Annotated in this window: 20 protein-coding genes; 7 read left to right on the forward strand and 13 right to left on the reverse strand. The window is 64.3% G+C overall.

The genetic code is table 11. From position 1 onward, the window contains the following. The first annotated feature begins 1 nt into the window (after position 1). The 4 genes from lspA to CFR79_RS09835 all read left to right on the forward strand — a co-directional run bounded on the left by lspA (position 2) and on the right by CFR79_RS09835 (position 4,675). Complete coding sequence (gene lspA, locus CFR79_RS09820) at positions 2-475, forward strand: signal peptidase II (RefSeq protein WP_110547792.1); 474 nt, start codon at positions 2-4, stop codon at positions 473-475. Between the two features lie 95 nt (positions 476-570). Next, positions 571-1,059, forward strand: coding sequence for a DUF3035 domain-containing protein (locus CFR79_RS09825; protein WP_102325621.1), 489 nt, complete (start codon positions 571-573; stop codon positions 1,057-1,059). Positions 1,060-1,122: 63 nt separating this feature from the next. Continuing rightward, positions 1,123-3,000 (forward strand): DNA mismatch repair endonuclease MutL, encoded by a 1,878-nt coding sequence (gene mutL / locus CFR79_RS09830; protein ID WP_110547793.1) that lies wholly within the window; start codon positions 1,123-1,125, stop codon positions 2,998-3,000. Between the two features lie 133 nt (positions 3,001-3,133). Continuing rightward, a complete protein-coding gene (locus tag CFR79_RS09835; protein ID WP_102325623.1) occupies positions 3,134-4,675 on the forward strand; it encodes an NADH-quinone oxidoreductase subunit M in 1,542 nt (513 codons plus the stop codon). A gap of 58 nt (positions 4,676-4,733) precedes the next feature. Here the strand turns inward: CFR79_RS09835 and parE are convergent, their stop codons facing one another. Both parE and CFR79_RS09845 read right to left on the reverse strand, forming a co-directional pair. After that, the gene (gene parE / locus CFR79_RS09840; protein WP_102325624.1) at positions 4,734-6,773 is read right to left on the reverse strand and encodes a DNA topoisomerase IV subunit B; all 2,040 of its coding nucleotides are present in this window, start codon (positions 6,771-6,773) and stop codon (positions 4,734-4,736) included. A 142-nt stretch (positions 6,774-6,915) separates the two neighbouring features. After that, on the reverse strand, positions 6,916-7,467 hold the full coding sequence (locus CFR79_RS09845; protein WP_110547794.1) for a hypothetical protein: 552 nt from the start codon (positions 7,465-7,467) through the stop codon (positions 6,916-6,918). A 394-nt stretch (positions 7,468-7,861) separates the two neighbouring features. On the opposite strand from CFR79_RS09845, the gene CFR79_RS09850 reads away from it, so the two are divergent. Further along, the gene (locus CFR79_RS09850) at positions 7,862-8,290 is read left to right on the forward strand and encodes a hypothetical protein (RefSeq protein WP_102325625.1); all 429 of its coding nucleotides are present in this window, start codon (positions 7,862-7,864) and stop codon (positions 8,288-8,290) included. A 66-nt stretch (positions 8,291-8,356) separates the two neighbouring features. On the opposite strand, the gene CFR79_RS09855 is transcribed toward CFR79_RS09850, so the two are convergent. Then, positions 8,357-8,803 carry an RrF2 family transcriptional regulator gene (locus tag CFR79_RS09855; RefSeq protein WP_102325697.1) on the reverse strand — a complete coding sequence of 149 codons (447 nt, stop codon included), beginning with the start codon at positions 8,801-8,803 and terminating at the stop codon, positions 8,357-8,359. Positions 8,804-8,956: 153 nt separating this feature from the next. On the opposite strand from CFR79_RS09855, the gene cysK reads away from it, so the two are divergent. Continuing rightward, a complete protein-coding gene (gene cysK, locus CFR79_RS09860; protein WP_102325626.1) occupies positions 8,957-9,946 on the forward strand; it encodes a cysteine synthase A in 990 nt (329 codons plus the stop codon). A gap of 99 nt (positions 9,947-10,045) precedes the next feature. On the opposite strand, the gene CFR79_RS09865 is transcribed toward cysK, so the two are convergent. The 10 genes from CFR79_RS09865 to gltX form a co-directional block, all read right to left on the reverse strand. Then, positions 10,046-11,191, reverse strand: coding sequence for an OmpA family protein (locus CFR79_RS09865; protein WP_162900434.1), 1,146 nt, complete (start codon positions 11,189-11,191; stop codon positions 10,046-10,048). A 248-nt stretch (positions 11,192-11,439) separates the two neighbouring features. Then, a complete protein-coding gene (locus tag CFR79_RS09870) occupies positions 11,440-11,778 on the reverse strand; it encodes a DUF1491 family protein (protein ID WP_102325628.1) in 339 nt (112 codons plus the stop codon). 75 nt (positions 11,779-11,853) lie between these two features. Continuing rightward, on the reverse strand, positions 11,854-13,560 hold the full coding sequence (locus CFR79_RS09875) for a S41 family peptidase (protein WP_102325629.1): 1,707 nt from the start codon (positions 13,558-13,560) through the stop codon (positions 11,854-11,856). Next, a complete protein-coding gene (locus tag CFR79_RS09880; RefSeq protein ID WP_110547810.1) occupies positions 13,557-15,773 on the reverse strand; it encodes a ribonuclease R family protein in 2,217 nt (738 codons plus the stop codon). The genes CFR79_RS09875 and CFR79_RS09880 overlap by 4 nt, the downstream gene beginning before the upstream one ends. 32 nt (positions 15,774-15,805) lie before the next feature. Further along, positions 15,806-18,505, reverse strand: coding sequence for a type I DNA topoisomerase (topA, locus tag CFR79_RS09885; RefSeq protein ID WP_102325630.1), 2,700 nt, complete (start codon positions 18,503-18,505; stop codon positions 15,806-15,808). A gap of 46 nt (positions 18,506-18,551) precedes the next feature. Further along, positions 18,552-19,715: a DNA-processing protein DprA gene (gene dprA / locus CFR79_RS09890; RefSeq protein ID WP_110547795.1), complete on the reverse strand. Its 1,164-nt coding sequence runs from the start codon at positions 19,713-19,715 to the stop codon at positions 18,552-18,554. Next, a complete protein-coding gene (plsY, locus tag CFR79_RS09895) occupies positions 19,712-20,350 on the reverse strand; it encodes a glycerol-3-phosphate 1-O-acyltransferase PlsY (RefSeq protein WP_102325632.1) in 639 nt (212 codons plus the stop codon). Before plsY ends, dprA begins: the two co-directional genes overlap by 4 nt. Next, the gene (locus tag CFR79_RS09900) at positions 20,347-21,642 is read right to left on the reverse strand and encodes a dihydroorotase (protein ID WP_110547796.1); all 1,296 of its coding nucleotides are present in this window, start codon (positions 21,640-21,642) and stop codon (positions 20,347-20,349) included. Before CFR79_RS09900 ends, plsY begins: the two co-directional genes overlap by 4 nt. Next, on the reverse strand, positions 21,639-22,604 hold the full coding sequence (locus CFR79_RS09905) for an aspartate carbamoyltransferase catalytic subunit (protein ID WP_110547812.1): 966 nt from the start codon (positions 22,602-22,604) through the stop codon (positions 21,639-21,641). Before CFR79_RS09905 ends, CFR79_RS09900 begins: the two co-directional genes overlap by 4 nt. Further along, entirely contained in the window at positions 22,597-24,003 is a 1,407-nt protein-coding gene (gene gltX / locus CFR79_RS09910) for a glutamate--tRNA ligase (RefSeq protein WP_110547811.1), read from the reverse strand. Before gltX ends, CFR79_RS09905 begins: the two co-directional genes overlap by 8 nt. A 151-nt stretch (positions 24,004-24,154) precedes the next feature. Here gltX and CFR79_RS09915 point away from each other — a divergent pair, with 151 nt between their 5' ends. Continuing rightward, positions 24,155-26,299, forward strand: coding sequence for a ComEC/Rec2 family competence protein (locus CFR79_RS09915; RefSeq protein WP_258373518.1), 2,145 nt, complete (start codon positions 24,155-24,157; stop codon positions 26,297-26,299). The last annotated feature ends 2 nt before the right edge of the window (positions 26,300-26,301 follow it).

A 26,301-nucleotide genomic window follows, 5' to 3' on the forward strand; every position in this document is an offset into this window, starting at 1 on the left:
GATGAACAACCGCGTTGTGGGTGCCGCCTGCCTGCTGGGCGCACTGGCCGCCGATCAGGCCAGCAAGTTCTGGATACTGGATATCTATGACCTGCCCGCGCGGGAAAGCGTGCCCCTGCTGCCGGTGCTGAACCTGACCATGGTGTGGAATCACGCCATCACGTTCGGCATGCTGGGCGGCGCCGGGGCGGCGGGGCGCGTGATCTTTTCGGTCGCGGCCCTGCTGATCGTGGCGGGGCTTGGCGTCTGGCTGGCCCGCACGCCGCGGCGGTGGGTGGCCGTCGCGCTGGGCATGATCATGGGGGGCGCCATTGGCAACGTGATCGACCGGCTGCGCTTCGGTGCGGTGGTCGATTTCATCCATGCCCATGCTTTTGGCTGGTCATGGCCGGTGTTCAATATCGCCGATGCCATGATTGATTGCGGGGTGGCCATCCTGATCATCGACAACCTGCGCGACCGCAGTGCAAACTAGGGGCTGGAGCGGCCTGCATGTGCTTGCCGAACCGTTCCACTAACGGTAATAGGCGAGATATGGCGATTCCTGCTCTCAGACCCCTTTCCTGTGCATTGCTCGTATCGAGTGGCTTCATGCTTTCGGGCTGCACGGGCGCTGATGTCTCGCGCGCCTTCGGGCTGGAGCGGACCCTGCCCGATGAATATACGGTCACGACGCGCGCGCCGCTGTCGATGCCGCCTTCCGATGAACTGGGCGCGCCCAACAGCAATGCCGTCCAGCGTGCGGAAGATACCAATCCACGCATGCAGGCGCTGGAAACCCTGTCCCCCAACGTGGCCCTTCAGGGTGCGGATGGCACGGACAGCGCAGGCCAGACCGCCCTTGTGGGTGCCGCGCAGCATGCCGCGAACGAGGCCGATCAGGGGGAAATGGGTCGTGCCGATACCAGCTTTGTCGACAAGCTCATGTTCTGGCATGGCGGCGGGGCAGGCAACCTTGTGAATGGCAAGGCCGAAAATGCCCGCCTGCGTGAAGATTCGGCCCTTGGCCGCAACCTGACGCAGGGCGCGACCCCAACGGTAAGCGGTCCCACCAAATAAGATGCTGTCCCGACCAGCAGGGGTCGGGCGTGACCTGATGGCTGCTGAAACCCGGTTCCCGATATGAATACGTCACATGCGAACACGCCGCCGGTGATCCGTCGCCTGTCGGAACAGGTGGTCAATCGCATCGCGGCGGGCGAAGTGATCGAACGCCCGGCGGCGGCGCTGAAGGAACTGGTTGAAAACGCCATCGACTCCGGTGCGCGGCGCATCCATATCCGGCTTGATAGTGGTGGAATCGACCGGATCGAAGTTACGGATGACGGATGCGGCATGGCGCCGGACGACCTGCGTCTGGCGGTTGAGCGGCACTGCACGTCCAAGCTGCGTGATGAAACGCTGGTGCGTATCTCCACCCTCGGTTTCCGGGGGGAGGCACTGCCATCCATCGGGGCGGCGGCCCGGCTTACGGTCACGTCCAGACCGGCTGGCAGCGATTCGGCATGGTCGATCCGGGTGGAAGGCGGCGTTGTGGGGGAACCGCAACCCTGTGCGGGGCCACCCGGTACGCGTGTGCTGGTGGAAGACATGTTCTTTGCCACGCCTGCGCGGCGAAAATTCCTTAAAAGCCCCCGCGTCGAATCCGGGCATGCGGAAAACGTGGTGCGGCGTCTGGCCCTGTCGGCACCCCATATCGCGTTCCGGCTGGAATTCGATCAGCGCGTGATACTGGACCTGCCCGCGCAGGACATGCCCGCCCGCGTGGCCGCCATTCTTGAAGCCGGTCAGGCCGACGGACTGCTGCCGGTGGAAGGCGAGCGCGGCGAACTGAAGCTGCGCGGCTATATCTGCGCACCATCGGTCCATCGCGCCACGGCAAACGGGCAGATGCTGCTGGTCAACGGGCGACCCGTCGTTGATCCGGTGCTGCGCACGGCGGTGCGGGTGGCCTATCGCAACGTGATGGAACACGGGCGGCACGCGGTTGTGGCCCTGTCGCTTGAAATCCCGCCAGAGCAGGTGGATGTGAACGTACATCCCGCCAAGACGGAACTCCGCTACGCCGACTCGGCTGCTGTGCGGGCGCTGGTGATCGGCTCACTGGGGCGCGCGCTGGGCACTGGTGCGGGTGTTGCGGGGGTACGGCCCGACCTGATCCAGTCACGCGGGCCTTCTTCATCGCGGATCTGGTATCCGCCCGAACGCAGTGCGGATGCGGCGGCGGTTTCGACCCGGCTGGCCATGCCACCCGATCAGTCTGGGGATGTCGCTGTCCCGTCTCCGGTCCCATCCCCTGCGGGATTTGCCGAATCGTCGCTGCCGCTTGCCGCCCTGCCATCCGCGCGCAAGGTAATTGCGGAAGATGCGCAAACCCGTGCGGACAGCGTGGCGGCGATGGATTATCCGCTGGGCGCTGCCATGGCGCAGGTTCTGGGCACCTATATCCTGTCCCAGACAGCCGATGGCGCGCTTGTGCTGGTGGACCAGCATGCCGCCCATGAACGCCTGACCCATGAAATCCTGCGCCAGCAGTATATGGGGGGCGAAATCCGTGCCCAGCGCCTGCTTCTGCCCGAAGTGGTGGATCTGCCTGCCCGTCAGGTCGATGTGCTGCTGGGGTTCGTACCTGCCCTTGCGCGGCTGGGAATCGAAATCGAACCTTTTGGGGGCACCGCCGTTCTGGTCCGTACCATGCCCGCATTGCTGGAGAAGGAAAATCCGGCGGCCATGCTGCGCGATCTGGCGGAGGAGCTGGAGGCGGACGACCTGTCCACCCCCGCACAGGCCGATGCGCTGGATGCGCGGATGGATGCGATCATCGCCCGCATGGCCTGCCATGGCAGCGTCAGGGCCGGTCGCAAGCTGACACACGAGGAAATGAACGCCCTGCTGCGGGACATGGAACGCACGCCGCGTTCAGGCACCTGTTCCCATGGGCGGCCAACCTGGCTGAAGCTGGAAAAGGCCGATCTGGAGCGGATGTTCGGCCGTCGCTAGCCAGCAGCGGAACGTTGAGAACGGACGGGCCGCGGGGCCGGTGACAGGGACGGTGCGGGGCCGCCTCGGCATAATGTGAGCGGGGGGCTACTGGATTCCTGATCGGGAACGCTTCTAGGGTCGGCCATTATCCATGGATGATGTGAGACCGAATGTGCATCCGATCCTGCTGTCCCTAGTTACCTACCTGCCTCTTGCCGGGGTGGTGGCCATATTGCTCACACGCGGCTCAACCCAGACGGTCGAGACCGCCGCCCGATGGGTGGCGCTATGGACCAGTGGCATCGTGTTCGCGCTGGCTGTCATCATGTGGGCGGAATTTGATCCCACGCGGCCCGGCATGCAGTTCGAACAGCAGATCGGCTGGGCCAGTGGCGCGGGTATATCCTACCATGCCGGGCTTGATGGCATCAGCCTCATGTTCGTGCTGCTTTCCGCGTTCCTGACGCCGCTTTCCATCATCGGTGGGTGGCGGCAGGTGACGGGGCGCGTGCGTGATTACATGATCGCCATGCTGCTGCTGGAAACCACGCTGATCGGCCTGTTCTCGGCCCTCGATCTGGTGCTGTTCTACGTTTTCTATGAAGCGACGCTGTTGCCTGCCAGCCTCATGATCGGGATATGGGGCGGCCCGCGCCGGGTCTGGGCTTCGTTGCAGTTCTTCCTGTTCACGTTTGGCGGTTCGCTGTTCATGCTGCTGGCGTTGCTGGCCATGTGGAACGCGACGGGGACGACCGATATCGTCGCCCTTCAGCATCATGGTTTCGGCCATGCCATGCAGTGCTGGCTGCTTGCGGGCTTCATCATCGCTTTCGGCGTCAAGCTGCCGCTGTTCCCGCTGCATGCGTGGCTGCCCGATGCGTATACCGAAGCGCCTACGCCTGCTTCCGTCATGCTGTCCGGCGTGCTGTCAAAGGCAGGGGCATACGGACTGCTGCGTTTCGGTGTGCTGATGTTCCCCGATGCGGCACGTCTGTTCGCGCCGCTGGTGCTGACGCTGGGGGTGATTGCGGTGATCTATGCCGCCATGATCGCACTGGCCCAGACGGACATGAAGCGCGTGATCGCCTATTCGTCCTTTTCCCATATGGGGGTGATCGCCATCGGCCTGTTTACCCTTACGCCAGAGGGGATCGACGGGGCGATTTTCCAGATGCTGTCACATGGCATCGTGATCGCGGCCCTGTTCTTCTGTGTATCTGCCGTGTCGTGGCGTACGGAAACGCGTGAAATCAGCGCCTTTTCCGGTGTCGCGCACAAGATGCCGGTGCTGGCGACGCTGGCCATGCTGTTCGTCATGGCCAATATCGGCCTGCCGGGGACCGGGGCCTTCGTTGGCGAATTCCTGGTCATGGTCGGTGCGTTGCATGTCTCCTTCTGGCTGGCCTTCCTTGGCGGCACCAGCATGATCCTCGGCGCGGTCTATATGCTGGTCCTGTATCGGCGCGTGCTGTTCGGGGCGGACCGGGGCGGGGTGGTTGCCCTGCTGCGTGACCTGACGGGGCAGGAACTGGCCGTGCTTGTGCCGCTGGCGGTGGTGACGCTGTGGATGGGCGTGCATCCGGGTTCGTTCCTGCGGGTGTTCGATCCCGCCGTGACCGGCCTGCTGCATCCCATGGCGACCGTGGCCACGGTGGAGCCTCATGTTGTCGCCCCGCTGACCGGCGCGGGCTGACAGGGCGACAGGAATGAAAAAAGGCCCGGTTCCTTCAGGGGAGCCGGGCCTTTTTTGTTTAGACGTCGAGGTTGTCGACCTGACGGGCATGGTCCTGAATGAAACGGAAGCGCAGTTCCGCCTTGCGGCCCATCAGGTGCTCGACCCGTTCAAGGGTAAAGGCCCTGTCCTCGGGCGGGGTAATGACCTTGAGCAGCGTGCGGTGCTTCGGGTCCATCGTCGTCTGTTTCAGGTCGCCGGGCGGCATTTCGCCCAGCCCCTTGAAGCGGGAGACCTCAACCTTCGCATTGGGTTTGAAATCCTTCTTCATTTTCCGCTCACGGTCGGCGTCGTCCATGGCGTAGACGCTCTTGCCGCCCTGTGTCAGCCGGTACAGCGGCGGCTGCGCCAGATACAGATGCCCGTTGCGGATCAGCCCCGGCAGTTCGCGGTAGAAGAAGGTCATGAGCAGGGAGGCGATATGCGCGCCGTCCACATCGGCATCGGTCATGATGATGATGCGGCCATAGCGCAGCCTGCTGGCATCGAAGCTTTCGCCCATGCCACAGCCCAGTGCTTCCACAAGGTCACGCAGTTCCTGATTGCCGCGCAGCTTCTCGGTCGATGCGCTGGCCACGTTCAGAATCTTGCCACGCAGCGGCAGGACCGCCTGTGTTTCGCGGTTGCGTGCCTGCTTGGCGGACCCGCCCGCGGAATCCCCCTCGACAAGGAAGATTTCCGTCTCCGCCGCGTTTTCGCGCGTGCAGTCGGTCAGCTTGCCGGGCAGGCGCAGGCGGCGGGTCGCACTTTTGCGCGGGGTTTCCTTCTGTTCCTTGCGGCGCAGGCGTTCTTCCGCCCGTTCCACCACGAAGGCCAGCAGGTTATCGGCCTGCGGCGGGTTGCCCGCCAGCCAGTGGTCGAACCGGTCGCGCAGGGCCGTCTCAACCAGCTTGCTGGCCTCGCTGCTGGTCAGCTTTTCCTTGGTCTGGCCCTGAAACTGCGGGTCACGGATGAAGACCGACAGCTTGGCCGCGATGCAGCCCATGATATCATCGGCGTTGATGCTGGCCGCACGCTTGTTGGCCCGCTGTTCGCCCCAGTTGCGCAGGCCCTTGAGCAGCGCGTTACGGAAGCCGGTTTCATGCGTGCCGCCATTGGGCGTGGGAATGGTATTGCAGTAGGAGGCAAGGGTTGCCGGTCCCTGTTCCACAAAGGCCACAGCCCATTCCAGCCGGCCGGTGGCGGTGCCGTCGGCGGCGGTGGGCAGATCGGCATCGCCCGACCACAGATCGGTCAGCAGGGCCGCCTTTTCCCCCAGTTCGTCGCGCAGGCTGTCGGCCAGTCCGCCGGGAAAATGCAGCACGGCTTCCGCCGGAACGTCATCCCCCTTGATCAGCGCCGGATCGCACGACCAGCGGATCGTGACCCCACGGAACAGGAAGGCCTTGGAACGGCAGAGTCGGTACAGCCGCCCCGGTGAGAAATGCAGCCGACCAAATATCTGCGGATCAGGGGTAAAGCGTATCTGCGTGCCACGGCGGTTGTTGACGGGGCCGATCTTTTCCACGCCGCTTAACGGGTGCCCGCGTTCATAGACCTGCCGCCACAGGGCGCGATCACGCGCGATTTCCACTTCCATGCGGGATGCCAGCGCATTGACGACCGATGAGCCGACTCCGTGCAGGCCGCCAGATGTGGCATAGGCCTTGCCCGAAAACTTGCCGCCCGCATGCAGCGTGGTCAGGATCACTTCCAGCGCCGAACGGTCGGGAAAACGCGGGTGCGGGTCAACCGGTATGCCGCGTCCGTTATCACGGATGGTCAGGCAGTCATTTTCTTCCAGCGAGACATCGATGGTGGTGGCATGGCCTGCCACGGCTTCATCCATCGCGTTATCGAGGATTTCGGAGGCGAGGTGATGGTACGCGGTTTCATCCGTGCCACCGATATACATGCCCGGACGGCGACGCACTGGTTCCAGCCCCTCCAGCACTTCGATGGCGCTGGCGTCGTAGGTATCGGGGCCGTTTTTTGCGTTTTCGGGCATGGCGGCGGGCGCGCTCTTGCGTCGGGCGGGCTTGCGGGGGCTGTCAGGCGTGGAAAAAAGATCGTCGTTCATGAAGCGTTCTTTGTTCTGTCGGGTCACGTCCTGTCAAGCGGGAACGCCTGACGCCCGGGCACTATGCCCGCACTTGCGGGCATGAAAAAGGCCGGACGCTGGCCCGGCCTTATTTTCTTTTATCCTGTCCGTAACCCGTGGATCAGCTACGCACGGTGTGGCGCGCCGGGGCACGGCTGCGGCTGCTGCTGGCGGCGGCGGCCGGACGGGCCGGGCGGTCGGGCGCGGTGCAGGTCAGGTAGGACGCGGGCTGGAGAATGTCCTTCGCCTGCGCGTAGTTGGACAGGTCGGCGGCACTGTCGAGCACCAGCACCTCATCGAACATGGACAGGCGCTGCTGGCAGAACGCCGTGCCGGACTTCAGGCCGCGCTCGGACTGCACATTCGCAAGCTGCGTGATGTAGTCATCATGCTGGCGCTGGGCATTGCGGCCATAGGTGGTGTGGAAATAGCCGTTGAGGACATGTTCCTCATTCGTCAGCTTGCCACGGAACTTGACCACGAAGCTATTGTATTTGTCCTGCGCGCCGCATGACAGGGCCGTGACCATTAGTTCGCTTTTCAGCCCCTGCACGTCAAACGCCTCATGCGCGGGGGAGGGGGAGCAGGGGCCGGCAGCCAGTGCCTGCCCGCCATTAACCAGCCCTGTCAGGGCAAGGGCAGCAGCGCCAGCGCGCCAGATCGACATGGACATCAGGATGGGTTCTCCAGATATTGGGGCAGTTGCCAACGGGGATGCACGTGCCCCGCAAATTCCGGCAGGAATGAAATCCGATCAGGTCTATAGCGCAAACATTCAGTCGCCAAAAGGGAGAGTCAGGGCCGCCCCTTCAAAAAGCTGCGTCATGCCTGTTCCATGGGATGACAGCGGCTTCGGGGACGGGTATGCCACACGGGCAGGGCTTGTCCGCCTGCGCAAAGGACCAACGGGTCTTTCCCGCGGGGATGCGTTGTTCTACAGCGTATGCCAAAGCGGTTTGCCGTTGTGCCGATCCATGAAGCGGGGCGGCGCGGGCAAACTGTCCTGATAACGGGTGAAAAATCAAATACAGCGGAGCTGACGAGTGCGACTGCGACTGTCTGCAATCATGATGACGACGGGCATTCTGCTCGCCGGATGTGACAACAAACCGGCCGTTAACCTCGGCGGGCCTCCCAATCCCTACAATTACATGAAGCTGTCGGGGCAGTGTGATGTCGGCGCCCCCGTGGCGGCCGGTTCCAACACCCGTACGGCCACCATGCAGGTGCGCAGCGATGATGGCTACTGCGCCATCGAGACGCGGGCATCAGCCGGTCATGCCTATGCCTCCTTCGGGGTGTCACCCGCGCCGGAGCATGGCAAGGCCTTCATCTACAATTACAACGATCACACTTATGTGACGTATACGGCCAACACGTCCTACACCGGTCAGGACAAATTCCGCGTCGTCCTGATCCGTAGCGAAAAGGAACCGCGTGAATATATGGACGTGACCGCAACGGTCACGGCCCCGGTTGTCGCCGGCGCCAAATGATCCACCCCGGCCCCGATAAGGGGCCGGGTTTTCCCCTGACGGGAGAGCTGGCCAGTCAGGCCGGTTTCAGATCGAGAAGGTGATCGGTTCGGGCAGCGAGCGGCGCATGCCGGCGTGTTCCGCCCGGCGCACCAGATCATCCAGACTGATCTTGCGACATTTCTCATCAATCATGGCGTCGAATTCCTGCCAGCACGGCTCGACAACCTTCTGGAACAGGCCACCGATCGGGCCGTCATCCGTGTTGTCGTCCGCCGTGATGACCGACAGGATATCCGCCATCAGGATATCGCGGCGGGGGCGGCCCAGCCTGTAGCCCCCGCGCGGGCCACGCACGCTTTCCAGCAGCCCGGAACGGGATAATGCCTGAAGCAGGGGTTCGATGCCACGCCGGGCCAGACCCGCGCGTTCGGCAATGTCGGCTGCACTGATGGTGCCATTGCGCCCGGCGTGAAAGGCAACATCCAGCATGATGAGAATTGCGATCATGGTCCTGTCGCGCCGGAGCAGCATATCGTTCAGCCTTGCTTTGAATAGGTTGGGAAACCAGTTCGCATCATTTACCAGTAATTGCCTGATTGATCCACGCTTCTGTTTGGGAGGATGGTAGATTATGTCAGAGTTTATGCGTGAATAGGCCATTTCCGTAACAAGGAGTGATACCGGATGAAAAAAACCACCCCAGCAGATCGCACGTATGGTTTTGCGGCGCCACGCGGCAAGGTTTACGATTCCATTGTGGATACGGTGGGGGGGACGCCACTGGTGGCGCTGCCGCATCTGACCCGTGAAGACGGGCTGGAAAGCCGCGTGCTGATGAAGCTGGAGTTCTTCAATCCGCTTGGTTCCGTCAAGGACCGCATCGGCGCCGCCATGATCGAGGATGCGGAAAGCCGGGGCGAAATCCAGCCGGGCAAGACCACGCTGGTGGAACCGACTTCCGGCAATACCGGCATTTCCCTGGCGTTTGTCGCGGCGGCGCGGGGGTACAGGCTGATCGTGACCATGCCGGAAGGGGCCTCGATCGAGCGGCGCAAGATGCTGCGCCTGCTTGATGCACAGCTTGAACTGACCCCTTCGCGCCTTGGCATGGCGGGGGCCATCGCGCGTGCTGAGGAAATCCTTAAAAAAACGCCCAATGCGTGGATGCCCCGGCAGTTCGACAATCCGGCCAATCCGGACGTGCATGCCGCGACAACGGCCGAGGAAATCTGGGTCGATACGGCAGGCGAAGTCGATATCGTGGTGGCCGGGCTGGGCACGGGTGGCACCGCCAGCGGCATTGCCCACAGCCTGAAGGCCCGCAAGCCGGGTATTGAGGTCTATGGTGTCGAACCGATGGAAAGCGCCATTCTCAATGGTGATGAACCCGGCCCCCATGGCATTCAGGGCATCGGGCCGGGGTTCTGCCCCCGCACACTGGATCTGGCGGCGCTGTCGGGTGTGCTGCCGGTCTCGGAACGCGAAGCCATCGCGGCGGCACGGCGCTGTGCGCGGCTTGACGGCGTGCCGGTGGGCATTTCATCGGGTGCGGCGCTGCATGCGGCTGTGCAGCTTGCAAACCGCCCGGAAAACAGGGGCAAGACGATCGTGACGATCGCGCCTTCCTTTGCCGAACGCTACCTGTCCACTTCCCTGTTCACGGGGCTGGTCTGATCCAGCCTCCGACATCATTTTTATGGTGCGCACAAAGAAAAAGCGGCAGCCTTACGGCGCCGCTTTTTTCTTGCCCGGTTGCCGGTCAGCCAGAAGGGATCAGTGCAGGATGATCTCGACCCGGCGGTTCTGGGCTTCACGGGTATTGGCGGCGGTCTGGACCAGCGGGTTGGAATCGCCATAACCATGGATGTCGATTGAGGGGCCGGGCACGCCATCGCGCACCAGTTCGGCCTTGATTGTCTGCGCACGGCGCAGCGACAGCGCCTGATTATACTCTTCGCCCCGTCGGCCCGGATGGGCGGCGGAGTTGTCGGTATAGCCGTTAACCTCGATCCGTGTGGTCTGGGTATTGGTCGATGCCTGTGCCGCGACCGCCACGATGGAACGGGCGCGTTCGGTCAGGTCGCTGCGATCCCAGTCGAAAAACACCAGATAGGTCCGGTTTTCCGCCGGTGCGGGGGCCGCGATGGTGGGCGGCGGCGGCGGCGGCGGCGGAGCCGGATTGAATTCGTAACGCAGGCCGAGCATCAGCGAATGGTTGAAGTCGGTGCGCGTATCACGGTTGCCGTTACGGAAGCCGTAATCGCTGTTCATGGCGGACAGGGCGGTTGCACTGCCCGTCACGATGGAACTGTGCGACTGCGGGCCAAGCATGGTCCAGAACCGGTATTCAGCCGTGGCGGACAGGCCGACAACCCAGGGCATGGGAAAGGCGAGGCCGAAAATGCCCTGATAGGCGAAATTGCCGTATGTGCCGCCGACATGCTGGCTGTAATTCTGGCCGTTCACATTACCCGTCATGGTGGCATTCATGTTCTGCCAGCCATAGCCGATACCCGCGCCGAAATACGGGAAAAGCCAGCTTTTGCCGATATCGAGGTCAAATAGCGCGTTGGCCATGATCCCCGATTCCTGCTGCCGTCCATCGGCATGGGCATGATATGCGGCATTACCGCCGACGGTTTTCAGGTCATTATTGCGATAGTGACCTTCCACCTCGACGCGGAAGCCGTTGCCCAGCCCCCAGCCAATGCTGCCGATTCCTGTTGCGCCCGGGTGGAATTCATCGCGTGCTGAAGAATGCCGTACGACCTGCCCCTGATTGAAGCTGGCACCGCCTTCACCGCTCATGTAGAGGCCCTGTACAGGCTGCGCGAATACCGGGGCGGAGACCAGGACGGAGCCGAGGGTAACCGAGGCAGTCAATAAAGACCCTGCAAGCAATCCGTACCGCAGATTCATACTCTTCATCTCCCTTCGACGGGCCTCTTCCGGCATATAGGCCCGGTCGGGTGCACGTGCCATCTTCCCTGGAAATATCAGCTTCAGCACTCTTTTGCTGAAAGAAACCACCCCTGACAATCCATTGTGACCCCGTTACGCGCCGCTTTGATCGGCTGGAGCCAACTGTCACGCCTGACTGTGTGCGAGATGCCACACCCATACGCCGGACTGGTTTCCCTGACTTTAACCCTGTGGAATCAGGTCTTTCATATCAGCCTTGCTTCAAACGGCGGCACCAGATCAGGGGCATCGAATTCCACAACCCAGATATCGGGGTCCCGGTCCACCTGCCTTGCGACGTAGGCATCGACGCTGGCCTGATCCACGGCCGCCTCCCCTGTAGCGCGGAACCATGCCCGGCGTCCATCGGGGGTGCGGGTGGGCGCCAGCACGCACAGGCGGCCTTCGCGGCCCAGAAGCACGATCAGCACGCTGCCCGCATCGTCATCGCCACGGTGCAGGACCATGCCCGGATTTCCGGTTTGTCCAGCCTGACGCAGCATTGCCTTGATCCAGATGCCGGTTTTCAGTCGGGTTTCTTCCATGGGGGCAGGCATCTCCGGTAATGCAGAAAGACAGAGGGAGACATGCAGGAATAGCACAGTTTCCCATGGGCCCGGTCAGCCGCCGCTGGCCGGAACGCCCCCTTCATCGGGTATGGTGGACAGGGCGGCACGGTATTCGACAGGATTGTCCAGCAGGGAATGGGCGGCATCCAGATCGCTGTCCGTGCCGATGGCGGCGGGGCAGGCCTTGCGGATTCCCAGAATATGCGAAGGGTCGACAGGATAACGGGTCTGGCGCGCGGCCATGACCCAGTCCCGGCTGTCTGCCGTGCCTTCCGCCAGATTCTGGAGCTGGCGTTCCATCTCGCTTTCGCCCAGACTCGTGCAGACCTGCGGCATCACGCCCAGCCCCTGCAGCGGCCAGCCCAGCGGGGCCAGCACGCGACTCCATGTCACGAACAGTTCGCCCCCATTGGGCAACTGGCCGATGGTCTGGACCAGTCCCTTGCCCAGCGTGGCGCTGCCGATCACCACGCCACGCTTCTGGTCGGACAGGGCGGCGGCCAGAATCTCGGCCGCACTGGCGGTCCGGCCATCCACCATCACGATAATGGGCAGACCGTTGGTCATGTCGCCGCCCTGCACGGCCCAGACATGATTGGCCTGCGGATCACGGCCCTGCGTTATCGCCGCCACGCCGTGATCGAGCATCAGGGCCGATGTGGTCACAGCCTGCTGCAGCACGCCACCGCGATTGCCGCGCAGGTCTATGATCAGGCCGGAAATGCCCGGCACGTTCATGGCCTCGTCCAGATACTGGCTCATTTCTTCCGCCGTGTTGGCGGAAAAGGCCGTGATGTGAAGGATGACGTGCTTGCCGCTGGTATAGGCGAAGACGGTTTCGGGCGGGGTGGACGCACGGTGGAGGGTAACCGTGGTCTGCCGTCCTTTTGATTCCACCGTTATGCGAACAAGGCTGCCGTTGGCGCCATTAAGCCATGAACTGACGGTATCAAGACTGCGTGATGCGGTAGGTCGCCCGTTGATCGCGCGCACGATCTGCCCCGCCGCCAGACTTGTCGGCCATGCGGGACCATTGGCGTTGACCGCCGTGATGATGATGGCGTCATGATCGAGTCCCAGCGTCAACCCCGCCGAGGCTTCGCCCCCGGTGCGGGTGCTGCGGTCCGATACGGCGGCGCCGGGCGCGATATAGCGGGAGTAGGGGTCCAGATGATTGAACAGTTCATCGAAGAATCCCTGCAGCACGCCATCCTGCCCCGTGTCGCGCATGGCGGGGGAATGATGCCACGCCATATCCAGCACATGGGTGATGGCGGCACTCCATCCCGGCAGGTCATCCGGCGCGGGCAGGGGCAGGGCCATGACCGTCCGCTGCGTTGCGACCAGTTGCAGGAAGCCGTGCTGTTCATCAATGCTGAGGGAAGGGTCGAGCGCGCTCAGCCCGTTCAGTCCCCACAGGGCGAAGTCATGGATCGTATGACTGTCCAGCGTGCGGGGCTGCAGGAAGGCGAGACTCGCCTGAATGACAGACGACAGGACCGCAAGATCCATGCCGGGCCCATCGGGCTGTTCCATGCTGTCTTCATGCAGCGGGGGGGCTGGCGTGGGCGTGCGGGGGGTAGCGGGCGCATCATCGGCATAGGCGGCGGTGGTCAGGCGCGCGATGACAAGCAGCAGGATGAAGGTGTCACGCGGGATATGGCCCAGCGTGGACATGCGCCGTCGCCATATGACGGCGGCCTCGCCGCCCATGCTTACGGGGCGTAGGATGATGGCCGGAAACCGGCGGCGTTTCATGGCCGCCGCCTTCGCCGGGGCGGCAGGGTGTCGGGAAGTGCCAGCAGGACTGTTCCCCGGATGGCGCATGCTTCTTCAATCCGTACGCGCAGGGCCTGACCGGGGCGGAATACCATGGTCGCGTCGCGTGCCGATAATGTCTGCGTTTTTTCGTCGTGATGCCACTGATCTTCCGGCAGGGCAGACATGGGCAGCAGGGCGGATGTACCCGTTGCATCCAGAACGGTAAAAATGCCGAATCGTGACAGGCCGGATATATGCGCGTCCATCACCGTGCCCACGCGCGCCTGCAGCCATGTGGCGGCGTAGCGTTCCAGTGTCTCGCGTTCGGCCTGTGCGGCGCGGCGTTCGGTCTGCGTGATGGCCTGACCTGTTGTCTCCAGTTCCGTATGGTCCGGTGCGCTGCCCGATTCCAGCTTCGCTGCGACCAGCAGGGCGCGATGGGTCAGCAGGTCGGCATAGCGGCGGATGGGGCTGGTGAAATGGGCATAGGCGGGCAGCGAAAGGCCAAAATGGCCGATCGGGTCCGGGCTGTATTCGGCCTGATTCTGCGCACGCAGCACGAGTTCGTTGACCAGGGGAGCCTGATCGCTGCTGCTGACTTCGCGCAGGACGCGGTCAAGGTCGGCTGCGCGCAGGCCACCCACGGGTGGTAGGGATATGCCCATCACGTCCAGCGTGCGGCGCAGGCTTTCCAGCCGTTCCGGCGTAGGGGGCGCATGGATTCGATACAGGCAGGGGACATGCCGCCCCTCAAGGAAGCGTGCGGCGGCGACATTGGCCGCGATCATGAATTCCTCGACCAGCCTGTGACTGTCCAGACGGATGCGCGGGTGAATGGACTCTATCAGACCCGCGTCATCAAGGTGAACCTGCCGTTCCGGCATGTCCAGATCCAGCGTGCCCCGCCGTGCCCGCGCGCGCGACAGGCACTCCCATGCACCGAACAGGCTGTCGAGCAGTCCGTCAGGCAGGGACAGCATCGTGGTATCGGGTGCGCCATCGCGCGCGGCCTGCACCTGTTCATAGGTCAGGCGTGCGGCGCTGCGCATGATGCCACGGCCAAAGCGCGCGCCCGACACTGCGCCATCGGCTGCGATGTGCATATCGACGAAGATGCAGCCCCTGTCCTCACCAGGGCGGAGCGAGCACCACCCGTTGGACAGTTCTTCGGGCAGCATGGGAATGACCCGGTCGGGGAAATAGACCGAATTGCCGCGCAGACGCGCTTCCCGGTCCAGTGCGCTACCGGGGCGGACGTACCAGGCGACATCCGCGATGGCTACGGTAATGCGGAAGCCATCCCCATCGGGTTCGGCATAAATGGCATCATCAAAATCGCGCGCATCCGCGCCATCGATGGTGACAAGCGGCACGTCACGCAGGTCCGTGCGACCATCGGGTGAGACACCCCGCGCGGCTCTGGCCTGTGCCAGTGCTTCCTGCCCGAAGACGTGAGGGATGCCGTGCATCGCCACAGCCACCATGCTGATGGTCCGGGCATCGCCCTGCGGACCAAGGCGCTGGATGATTCGCGCGGGGTGCAGGCCCGGCCCGGACTGGGGCAGGGGAATGGCGATGACGATTTCGTTATCCGGCGCGTCGTCATCCTCGCCCATGGGAATGACCCATTCCGCCCTTGCGCGTCGATCCGCCGGGGTCAGCCTGCCTGCGGGGCGAAAGCGCGCGGGGGCCGCTGCTGCCGGGTCCGTGTCCGCAAGGGCGCGGAACAGGCCCACGATCTGCACCGGCGCATCCGTCAGGCGACGCAGGGTGCGGCCTTCATACCGGCCGGGACCAACGCGGCGCAGGCGCGCGACCACGCGTTCACCGGGGGCGAGGGCCGCGCGTCCGCGCAGTTCAGGGTGCATGAACACGGTGGGGGAAGGCCCGTCGCCATCCCATTGCACGGGCCGCGCGATGGGGTCGCCATCGGCATCGGTGCCGGTGACCTGCACCACGGCGGATTCGGGCAGGCGGTCCGATACACGGAACCGCCGCGCACCGGCCGGGGCAAGCGTGCCGTCCAGCGCCATTTCCCGCAGCATGGCGCGCAGGGCCTGCCGGTGTTCGGGACCAAGGCCGAATTCCCGGCTGATCTCGCGCTTGCCGATCCGGCCCGGCGCGTTTTCGATAAACGCGCGAAGCTGCTCACGTTCCGGCAGGCCGCCCGTACGGGCCGGGGATGTGCCCGTGGGCAGGCTGTCCGGCATCTGGAAAGTTGCTGGACGCTGCCGCTTCATGGTCAGCCAGCCTCGCCTTCGGTACTGGCCTTCTTGCGGGTCGTCGTCTTGCGCGCAGCCGGTTTGGCCGCTGTCTTGCGGGGGGCAGCTTTCTTCTTGGGTGCGGCCTTGCCTTCAGCGGTGTCTTCGGCGCTGGCCTTTGTCTTGCGCGCGGCGGGCTTGCGGGTGGTGGTTTTCTTGCCCTTCGCCTTGAGCGGCTTGCCCTTTTCCTTCAGCAGGGTCAGGGCTTCCTCCATGGTGACATCATCCATTTCCTGCCCACGCGGCACGGTCGCCACGATCGATCCATGCTGGATGTAGGGGCCGAAGCGTCCCTTGCGCACCAGCACCGGCTCGCCATCCTTGGGGTGGGGACCAATGGTGCGGATGGAAGCCAGTTTCTTGGCCAGCGCATCGACCGCGCGGTTCAGCCCCACCGTCAGGACATCATCATCCTTGTCCAGTGAACCATAGACCGCGCCCATTTTCACATACGGCCCGAAGCGGCCCAGACCGGCTTCGATGGATTCGCCGGTTTCGGGGTGGATGCCGACAATGCGCGGCAGTGACAGCAGGCCCGCCGCCTGTTCCAGCGTGATCGTATCCCCATCCAGTCCGCGCGGGATGGTGGCACGCTTGGGTTTGGCCTTCTTGTCCTCCGGGTCGGGTTCGCCCTGCTGCACATACAGCCCCCACGGCCCGCGACGGACGGTAATTTCCTCGTCCGTGCCGGGGGCCGTGCCCAGAACGCGCATGCCGTCCTTCAGCGTTGCCGCGTCTTCCCCTTCCTTGGGGTCGGCGACCAGTTTGCGCGTGTACTGGCAGGTCGGATAGTTGGAGCAGCCAATGAACGCGCCATAACGGCCCAGCTTCAGCCCCAGACGGCCGGTATTGCATGCCGTACACACGCGCGGGTCCTGCCCGTCTTCGCGCTGGGGGAAGAAATAGGGCGAGAGATCCGCGTCGAGCGCCGTAATGACATCGGATATCTTCAGGTCCTTGGTCTGATCCACCGCATGGGAGAAATCGGACCAGAACGCCGACATGACATCGCGCCAGTTGGCGCGGCCGCCGGAAATGTCATCAAGCTGTTCTTCAAGCCCCGCAGTGAACTGCGTATCGACATAGCGTTCGAAAAAGGACGTCAGGAAGGCCGTGACAAGCCGCCCCCGGTCTTCGGGGATGAAGCGCCGGTTTTCCAGTTGCACGTAGTTACGGTCGCGCAGCACGGTCAGGATCGAGGCGTAGGTGGAGGGACGGCCAATGCCGATTTCCTCCATCTTCTTGACCAGAGACGCTTCCGAATAACGCGGCGGCGGCTGGGTGAAGTGCTGTTCGGCCGTCACTTCGCCGCGCCCGATCGCATCGCGTTCGCTCATGGCGGGCAGCATGCGGTCCTGATCGTCGTCCGTCTTGGCGGGGGAATCGTCGCGCCCCTCGCTATACAGGCGCAGGAAACCGTCGAACGCGATGATGGAGCCCGTGGCGCGCAGGGTTGCGTGCTGCTGGCGGTCCGTGATGTCCACCGCGACCTGATCGAGTTCGGCGGACTGCATCTGGCTGGCGACCGAACGCTTCCAGACCAGTTCATACAGCTTCCGCTGCTCGGGCGAGAGGTAGCGCGCCATGTCGGCAGGCGTGCGGCGCACGTCGGTCGGGCGGATGGCTTCGTGGGCTTCCTGCGCGTTCTTGGCCTTGGTGGAATAGATACGCGCCTTTTCCGGTACGTACTGATCGCCGAAGCTGTGGCCGATATGGCCACGTATGGCTGCAATGGCCTCGCCTGCCATCTGCACGCCATCGGTTCGCATATAGGTAATCAGGCCGACCGTCTCGCCGCCGATGTCGATACCTTCATACAGTTGCTGCGCGGTGCGCATGGCCACCTGCGCGCCCATGCCCAGCTTGCGGGACGCTTCCTGCTGCATGGTGGACGTGGTGAAGGGCGGGGGCGGATTGCGGCGGACCTTGCGGCGTTCGACCCTGGCGACACTGAAATCGCCAGCCTCGACGGCGGCCTTGGCGCGCATGGCGCCGGCTTCGTCATTCAGGTCGAACTGGTCAAGCTTGTGGCCGTCCAGATGCGTCAGCCGCGCGGTAAAGGGCAGACCGGCGGGCGTGGTCATGCGCGCGATGACGGACCAGTACTCGCGTGGTTTGAAAACCTCGATCTCGGCTTCGCGTTCGCAGATCAGGCGCAGGGCGACGGACTGCACGCGTCCGGCACTGCGCGACCCGGGCAGCTTGCGCCACAGCACGGGCGAAAGCGTGAAGCCGACCAGATAGTCCAGCGCCCGGCGGGCGAGGTAGGCTTCGATCAGCGGGAAATCAAGTTCGCGCGGATGGGCCATCGCCGTCTTGATGGCGCTTTTGGTGATTTCATTGAAGGTGACGCGCTGCACCTCGATGCCCTTGAGGAGGTTTTTCTCCTCCAGCATGGCGCGGACATGCCACGAAATGGCCTCTCCCTCACGGTCGGGGTCAGTGGCCAGATACAGATGGCGCGCACCACGCAGGGCCTTGGCAATGGCCGCGATCTGGCGGCTGCCGCGCTCATCGGCTTCCCATACCATGGCGAAGCCCTCATCGGGGCGCACGCTTCCATCCTTGGGCGGCAGGTCACGCACATGCCCGAACGAGGCAAGAACCGTAAATTGATCGCCCAGATACTTATTGATCGTTTTCGCCTTGGCTGGCGATTCGACCACCACGACGTCAGTCATTCTGTCTCCGGATCACGATTCTAAAACCTTGCTTCAATCCCTGCTGTCAGGCCGGGGGTGGACGGCGCACGACCATATCCCCCGGAAGGAATTCGATCGTGCCTGCAATCTCCATTTCCGACAGGACTGTCAGGACCGCTGCTGTGGAGAACTGGCAGCGCCGTACAAGATCGTCAACAGGTGATGGCGTGAAAGATAGAAATCCCTCCACTCTTTCGTGAATATCTTCTCCCTTCGCCGGTGTGGGCGGGACGGGGGTTGCCTGTGCCGCCGCGCCCTGCCTTGCCGGTGGGGCGGACGGTGGCCGTGACGGCTGGGGGTGGAGCGGGAAAAGGCTTCTTTCTTCCATGAATTCAGGAAGTTCGCGCAGGATGTCGCGCTCGTTTTCCGTCAGGATCGCACCCTGGCGCAGCAGGTCATTGCTGCCCCGGCAGCGCGGGTCGAGGGGGGAGCCGGGCACGGCAAAGATGATCCGGTCATAGTCCAGCGCCATGCGTGCGGTAATCAGGCTACCCGACCTGGGTGCGGCCTCAATGACCACGCATCCCAGCCCCAATCCGGCTATAAGCCGGTTCCGGCGCGGGAAATGGCGGGCCTGCGGCACCGTGCCCAGCGGCGCTTCGGTCACAACTGCGCCAGTGCGGGCAATTTCATCCTGCAGGGTGTGATGTTCCGGCGGGTAAGGACAGTCCAGTCCGCCCGCGATGGCTGCGACCGTGCGGCCCGCTGTCATCGCCCCGCGATGGGCGGCGGCATCAATTCCCCGCGCCAGTCCCGATACCGTGTCCACTCCCTGTGCTGCCAGCAGGGCCGCAAGGCTTTCCGCCATGCGCATTCCGCCTGATGATGCGTTGCGTCCCCCGACGATGGCGACCATCCGACTCGCCAGCAGGGTGCAGTCGCCCAGCACGCTCAGCACCGGCGGCGCATCGTGCAGGCTGGCAAGGAGTGGGGGATAGCCCGGCTGGCGATGCACCAGCAGGTGGCCGCCCATGGCATGCAGGCGTTCAATTTCATGCAGCGCATCCGCGCGGGGACAGGGCATGCCCACCGTTCGGCTTATGCGGGTGGCACCCCGTTCAAGCATGTCCAGCGCGGATTGCGCGCTGCCATGGGTCTGGATAAGGCGGCGGTAGCTGACCGGGCCGATGCCATCCGTTCGGGCCAGCCGCAGGCAGGCCAGGACCGTTTCGGCATCGGCGGGGGTCATGGCGTTTTCTGGCCGATCCTTGGTTCCGTGCCGCGCAACAGGCGGCTGATATTGGCATGGTGGCGGATCAGGATGACAAGGGCGATCAGCACGCCTGCCAGATAGGCGGGGGAGGAGAAATCAACCCGTCCCGGCCGGATCATGAGCAGCGGCATCGCCGCGAAGGCGATAATCGCCCCTGCCGAGGAAATGCGCGTGACCTTGGCGAAGATCAGCCACAGCGCGCAGCAGCACAGCCCCACGCCCGGCATCAGCGCCAGCACGCTGCCCAGCCCGGTGGCGACCCCCTTGCCGCCCTTGAATTTCAGCCATACCGGAAAGCAGTGCCCGAGCACGACACAGATTGCGGCCACGGATTCCGCGGCCAGCGTATGGAAGGGGCACAGCACGAAGGCGCAGAAAACGGCGAATGCGCCTTTGGTGCCATCCAGCGCCAGCGTGGCCGCCGCCAGTCCCTTGCGCCCGGTGCGCAATACGTTGGTTGCCCCGATATTGCCCGATCCGATCTTGCGGATATCCCCGTTACCGGACAGCGCGGTCAGCACCAGCCCGAAGGGGATGCTGCCAATCAGGTAGGACAGGAACGCAACCCCGGCCATAAGCGGCAGGTCATAAGTGGGGATGCCGTAGATCATGCGGCCTGCGCCCAGAATACGCGCTGGCCGTTTTTCCACGTGCCAACCACGCGGCCTTCCAGCGCACGTCCGTCGAAGGGGGTGTTCTGGGCCTTGCCGGGCAGTTCGCCCGCCCGCACGATCCAGCCGCTATCGGGGTTGAACAGGCACAGATCCGCCGCCTGTCCCGTAGCCAGCGTGCCCGCATCGCTGCGCAGCAGGCGGGCAGGGCGGTGGGTCAGCAGGCCGATGGCGTCAGACATGCCCAGATTGCCCGCATGCACCTGCGCCAGCGTGACCGCCAGCAGGGTGGACAGTCCCGTGCCGCCAGCGGACGCCACGGCAAAGGGCTGGCGTTTGTCATCCGCGTCGCACGGCATGTGATCGGATGCGATGGCGTCGATCGTGCCATCCGCCAGCGCCGCACATACCGCCCTGCGATCCGCTTCCGCACGGAGCGGCGGCGACAGCTTGGCATAGGTGCGGAAGTCACCGATGACCGTTTCGTTCAGGTCAAAATAGGGCGGTGCCGTATCGCAGGTCACATTTACGCCATCGGCCCTGGCCGCCCGGATCAGGTCGAGGCCCTCAGCCGTGGAGACATGGCCGAAGTGCAGCCGCCCGCCCGTCATGCGCGCAAGGCGAATGTCGCGGGCGATCAGGATCGCTTCAGCCGCCGCCGGAATGCCGGGCAGGCCAAGCCGTGTGGCCAGTTCCCCATCGGTGGCGCACCCGCCACGGGCAAGGGACGGGTCTTCGGGATGCTGGACAATCAGCGCGCCGAAGCCTTTGGCATAGGTCAGCATCTGCCGCATCGTACGGCTGTCCGCAATGGCGTGCGGCCCATCGGTAAAGGCGATGGCCCCGGCTTCGGCCAGAAGGCCGATTTCCGCCATTTCCTTACCTGCGCATTCCCGTGTCAGCGCGCCATAGGGCAGGATGTCGATCATGCCGGTTTCTTCCCCGCGTGCGCGCAGCAGGCGGGCAAGGGCCGGATTATCGATGGTGGGGCTGGTGTTGGGCAGTACGGCAATGGTGGTGATGCCGCCCGATACGGCCGCCCGCGCGGCGGAGGCCACGGTCTCCCGGTATTCAAAGCCGGGTTCCCCGATCGTCACGCGCATGTCCACAAGGCCGGGACACAGGACAAGCTGGTTCTGCCCGTCGATGATTTCGGCCCCATCGGGCGCGCCTTCGGCTCCCGGCAGATCGGTGCCCGCGATTACGCCGTCACGCACCAGCAGCCGTCCCGCCCGATCCAGACCGGAGGCCGGATCGATCAGGCGGACGTTTTCAAACAGGACAGGCTTCATGCGCCGTCTCCCCCGCGTGACAGGATGTCCAGCACCGCCATGCGCACGGCCACCCCCATTTCCACCTGTTCACGGATCACGCTCTGGTCGGAATCGGCAACGCGGCTGTCAATTTCCACGCCCCGGTTCATCGGGCCGGGATGCATGACCAGCGCATGTGGCTTCGCCAGCGCGAGGCGCTTGTTATCCAGCCCGTAGAAGCGGAAATATTCGCGCGCGCTGGGGACCTGCGTGCCTTTCATGCGCTCGCGCTGCACGCGCAGCATCATGACCACGTCCACGCCGCGCAGGCCGTCTTCCATCGTATGGTGAATGCTTACGCCCAGCGCGCCGATCGCACCGGGCACCAGTGTTGGCGGCCCTACCACGCGCACCTGACAGCCCATGGCGGTCAGCAGATGGATGTTGGACCGTGCGACGCGGCTGTGGCTGACATCGCCGCAGATGGCGATGGTCAGCCCCTCGAACACGCCGAAATGGCGGCGGATGGTCAGCGCGTCCAGCAGGGCCTGCGTGGGATGTTCATGCGTGCCGTCACCGGCATTGACCACACTGGCCTGAACCTTCTGCGCCAGCAGCGCGGGTGCGCCGGACTGGGAATGGCGCACGACCAGCAGGTCGGTATGCATGGCGTTCAGCGTCGCCGCCGTGTCCAGCAGGGTTTCCCCCTTGTTGACCGAGGAACTGGCGACCGTCATGTTCACCACATCCGCCCCAAGCCGCTTGCCCGCCAGCTCGAAGGACGTGCGCGTGCGTGTGCTGTCCTCGAAAAACAGGTTGATGAGCGTGCGCCCGCGTAGCAGGTCGCGCGGGGTTTTGCGCGACCGGTTGAGCAGGGTGTAGTTTTCCGCAAGGTCAAGGATGGGGGTGATGCGGGTGGGATGCATGCCCTGTACGCCCAGCAGGTGACGCGCCGGGCGTGTCAGGAACACGTTGCTGCCATGGGCGCTGCGATCACTCATGGGCGGCGACCGCATTGATGCGCGCAAGCACCTCGTCCCGCCCCAGCGCGACCAGTGTGTCGTCAATGCCGGGCGACATGGTGCTGCCGGTTACGGCGGCGCGCAGCGGCTGCGCCACCTTGCCCAGCTTCATTTCATGGGTTTCGGCAAACTGGCGCAGGGTCGCGTCGACCGTTTCCCTGGTGAACGGTTCGGCGGCCTTCAGCGCTTCGGCCAGCCTGCCCAGCATGGCACGGTTTTCAGGGGTGAACTGCTTTTCTGCCTTGGCATCAAAGGAAAGCGGCAGCGAGCGGCCAAGGAAGGCGGCATTGTCCGCCAGTTCCACCAGCGTCTTCGCACGTTCCTTCAGGCCGGGCATAAGTGCGAGCACCTTGGCGCGCGTGGCGTCGGATGTATCCACACCTTCCATCGCCGCAAGGCGTTCCATCACGTCACCGGTCAGCCGTTCATCATCGGCCTGACGCAGCCACACGCCGTTGATGTGCAGCAGCTTGGCGTAATCCATGCGCGACGGTGAGCGGCCGACGCCATCAAGGTCGAACAGCCTGATCTGTTCTTCCCGCGACAGGATCTCCGCATCGCCATGGCCCCAGCCAAGACGCAGCAGGTAATTGTTCAGGGCTTCGGGCAGGTAGCCCATTTCCCGGAATTCCACCACCGACTGCGCGCCGTGACGCTTGGACAGCTTGGCGCCGTCGGGGCCGTGGATCAGCGGCAGATGCGCGAAATGCGGCAGGTCCCAGCCCATGGCGCGATAGATCATGGCCTGACGGAAGGTGTTGGTCAGGTGGTCATCGCCACGGATGACATGGGTGATGTCCATGTCATGGTCATCGACCACCACGGCAAGCTGGTAGACCGGGGTGCCGTCGGCGCGCAGGATGATCATGTCATCCATTTCCGCATTGGCTACGCGCACGTCGCCCTGCACCAGATCATGAATGATGGTTTCCCCTTCACGCGGGGCCTTGATACGGACGGTATAGGGGGTGTTGGCCGGTGCTTCGGACGGGTTGCGGTCGCGCCACATGCCGTTGTAACGCGGGGGACGGCCCTCGGCCATCGCCTTCTCGCGCATTTCCTTGAGTTCATCCGCCGTGCAGTAGCAGCGATAGGCCAGCCCCTTTTCCAGCAGTTCATGCGCCACTTCGGCATGGCGCGCCTGCCGTGTGGACTGGAAAACCGGCTTTTCATCAGATTCGATGCCCATCCAGGCGAGGCCGTCGAACAGCACATCGACCGCTTTCTGGGTCGAGCGTTCGCGGTCGGTATCCTCGACGCGGAGCAGGAATTTGCCGCCGTGATGGCGGGCATAGAGGAAATTGAAAAGGGCGGCACGGGCGTTGCCGATATGCAGCAGGCCGGTGGGGCTGGGAGCAAAACGCGTACGGACAGTCATGAGCCGGCTCCTTAGCATGTTTTCGGCCTGCTGACAGGGGGCAGTCTGGCGTGTGCCCCCTTTGCGCCGGTAAGGTGTGTATTCCGGCCACGCATTATTACGGGGGTTCTTCTGCCGCGCCAGTCCAATGCCCGTCACGAATGGCTGCCGCATGGTTGAATTGCGCGCCCTGCGTGTGGCACTCGCCGCATGGCTTTGGCAGCGGCATGGCACTTTCATCGTGTGGCTGCCGGTATTTCTGGCGGCGGGCATCGCCCTGTATTTCGCCCTGCCGTGGGAACCGGCGGGCATGGCGGCGCTGGGGGCAGGGATGCTGGGTGCAGCCTGCCTGTCCGTGCGTCTGCTGTGGCCCGCGATTCTGCCGCTGCGCATGGGGTGTGGCGTGCTGGGGGCGTGCGCGGCAGGCTTTGCGCTGGCTTGGGGGCAGGCGCATATGCAGCCCGCTTTTCCTGATCTGCCGCGCCGGGCTGTACATGTCTCCGCCCGCGTTGTGGGGGTGGAAGGGCAGACCTTGCGCGATGGCACGCAGGCCACCCGCCTGCTGCTGGCGGATGCGCGGTTCGGGGACGGTATCAATATCGGCATGCCCCCCTTGCGGCGCAGGCTGCTGCTCCGCCTGCGGGCGGACGATCCTGCCGTGGTGGAAGCAGGTGATCGCGTGTCGGTTCAGGCATTGCTGACGCCACCGGCTTTCCCGGCAATACCCGGTGGTTATGATGCCCAGCGGCGGGCATGGTTTGACGGGCTGGCGGGGTACGGGCGGGCACTGGAACCCGTAAGCTGCGTGCATGGACACGACCGCGCAGGCGTGCAGGGTGCGATCAGCCATCTGCGGCAGGTCATGGCCCGCCGGATTCGTGCGGTCCTGCCCGGCCCATCGGGCGCTGTCGCGGCTACGGTTCTGGTGGGATGGGACGGTGCGATTGATGGCCCCACGCGCGCGGCTTTTGCTGATGCGGGTCTGGCCCATCTGCTGGCGGTGGCGGGGCTGCATCTGGCCATCGTGATGGGGCTGGTGATGGCTGTGACCCGCATGGGGCTGGCGCTGTGGGAGCGGGCGGCCCTGTTCTGGCCATGCCGGCAGATCGCGGCGCTGTCCGCGTTGCTGGCCGGGGCAGGGTATGTGCTTGTCACCGGCAGTCACCTGCCGGCCCTGCGCAGTCTGTTCATGGCAACGCTGGCGATCGGTGCGCTACTGGCGGGCAGGCGGGCGTTGTCCATGCGCAGCCTTGCGGTGGCGGCTGGCGTATTATTGTGCCTGAACCCTGAAAATGTGGCCGAACTGCCGCTGCAGATGTCCATGGCCGCCGTTATGGCGCTGATCGCGGGGTTTGAGGTCTTGCGCCCCCTCCTGTCGGGCTGGGAACAGGCCGGATCATGGTGGCGGCGGGTCATGGCGCGGCTGGCCCATCCGCTTGCAGCCAGCGTGCTGGCGGGCGGGGCATGCCTTCCGGTCGGCATGGCGCATTTCGGCACCGTGCAGCCATGGTTCGTGCTGGCCAATCTGGTGGCCGTGCCGCTCATGTCGATATGGATCATGCCATGGGGGCTGGCATCGTTCATGCTGATGCCCGTGGGGTTGGAAAAGCTGGCGCTGGTGCCGATGGGTTACGGCATCGGGGTGGTGGAATGGCTGGCGCGGCATGTCGCCAGCCTGCCCGTCGCCCGGATGATGGTTCCAGCAATGGATGGTGCCTGGCTTGCTGTTTTTTTCGCCGGGTTGTGCTGGCTGTGTCTGTGGAGCGGGCGGGTGGGGCTGATGGGGGTCGTGCCCATTGTGCTGGCCGTGGCCTCCCCGTGGGTGACGGCGCGGCCTGTCGGCATGGTCTCCCCCGATGCGCGCATGGCGGCGCTGGTATCGGATGGCAGGCTGCTGACCGGTCCGGGCGCGCATCCTGATCCGTTCGTGCTGCGGGAATGGCAGCGTATGACAGGACTGCCGGCGGGACTGCTACCCTCCGGCGGAAGTGCAGGGGGCGTATCCTGCCGGAGCGGTGGGTGTCGGCTTGAGGGGGCTGGCGGTGATATCGTGGCGGTTCTGGCCGCACATGGGTCGGACAGGGCGATGTGTCAGGGGCGTGGCGTGCTGGTGAACCTGTCGGGCATGTGGGGGTGTCCGGGCATGCTGCTGATCGGACGTTTCGATGTCTGGCGAAACGGAGCTTACGCCATCTACAACAGGGGCGCCCACGGGCTGGCGATCTATGCGGACAGGCAGGAACGGGGCGACCGGCCGTGGGTGATGCGCCCCGGTGGGACAGGCATGCCGAACCTGCCAATGGCGCAGGCGGAATAGGA

The sequence above is a fragment of the Komagataeibacter saccharivorans genome (genome assembly GCF_003207825.1).
GTDB lineage: Bacteria > Pseudomonadota > Alphaproteobacteria > Acetobacterales > Acetobacteraceae > Komagataeibacter > Komagataeibacter saccharivorans.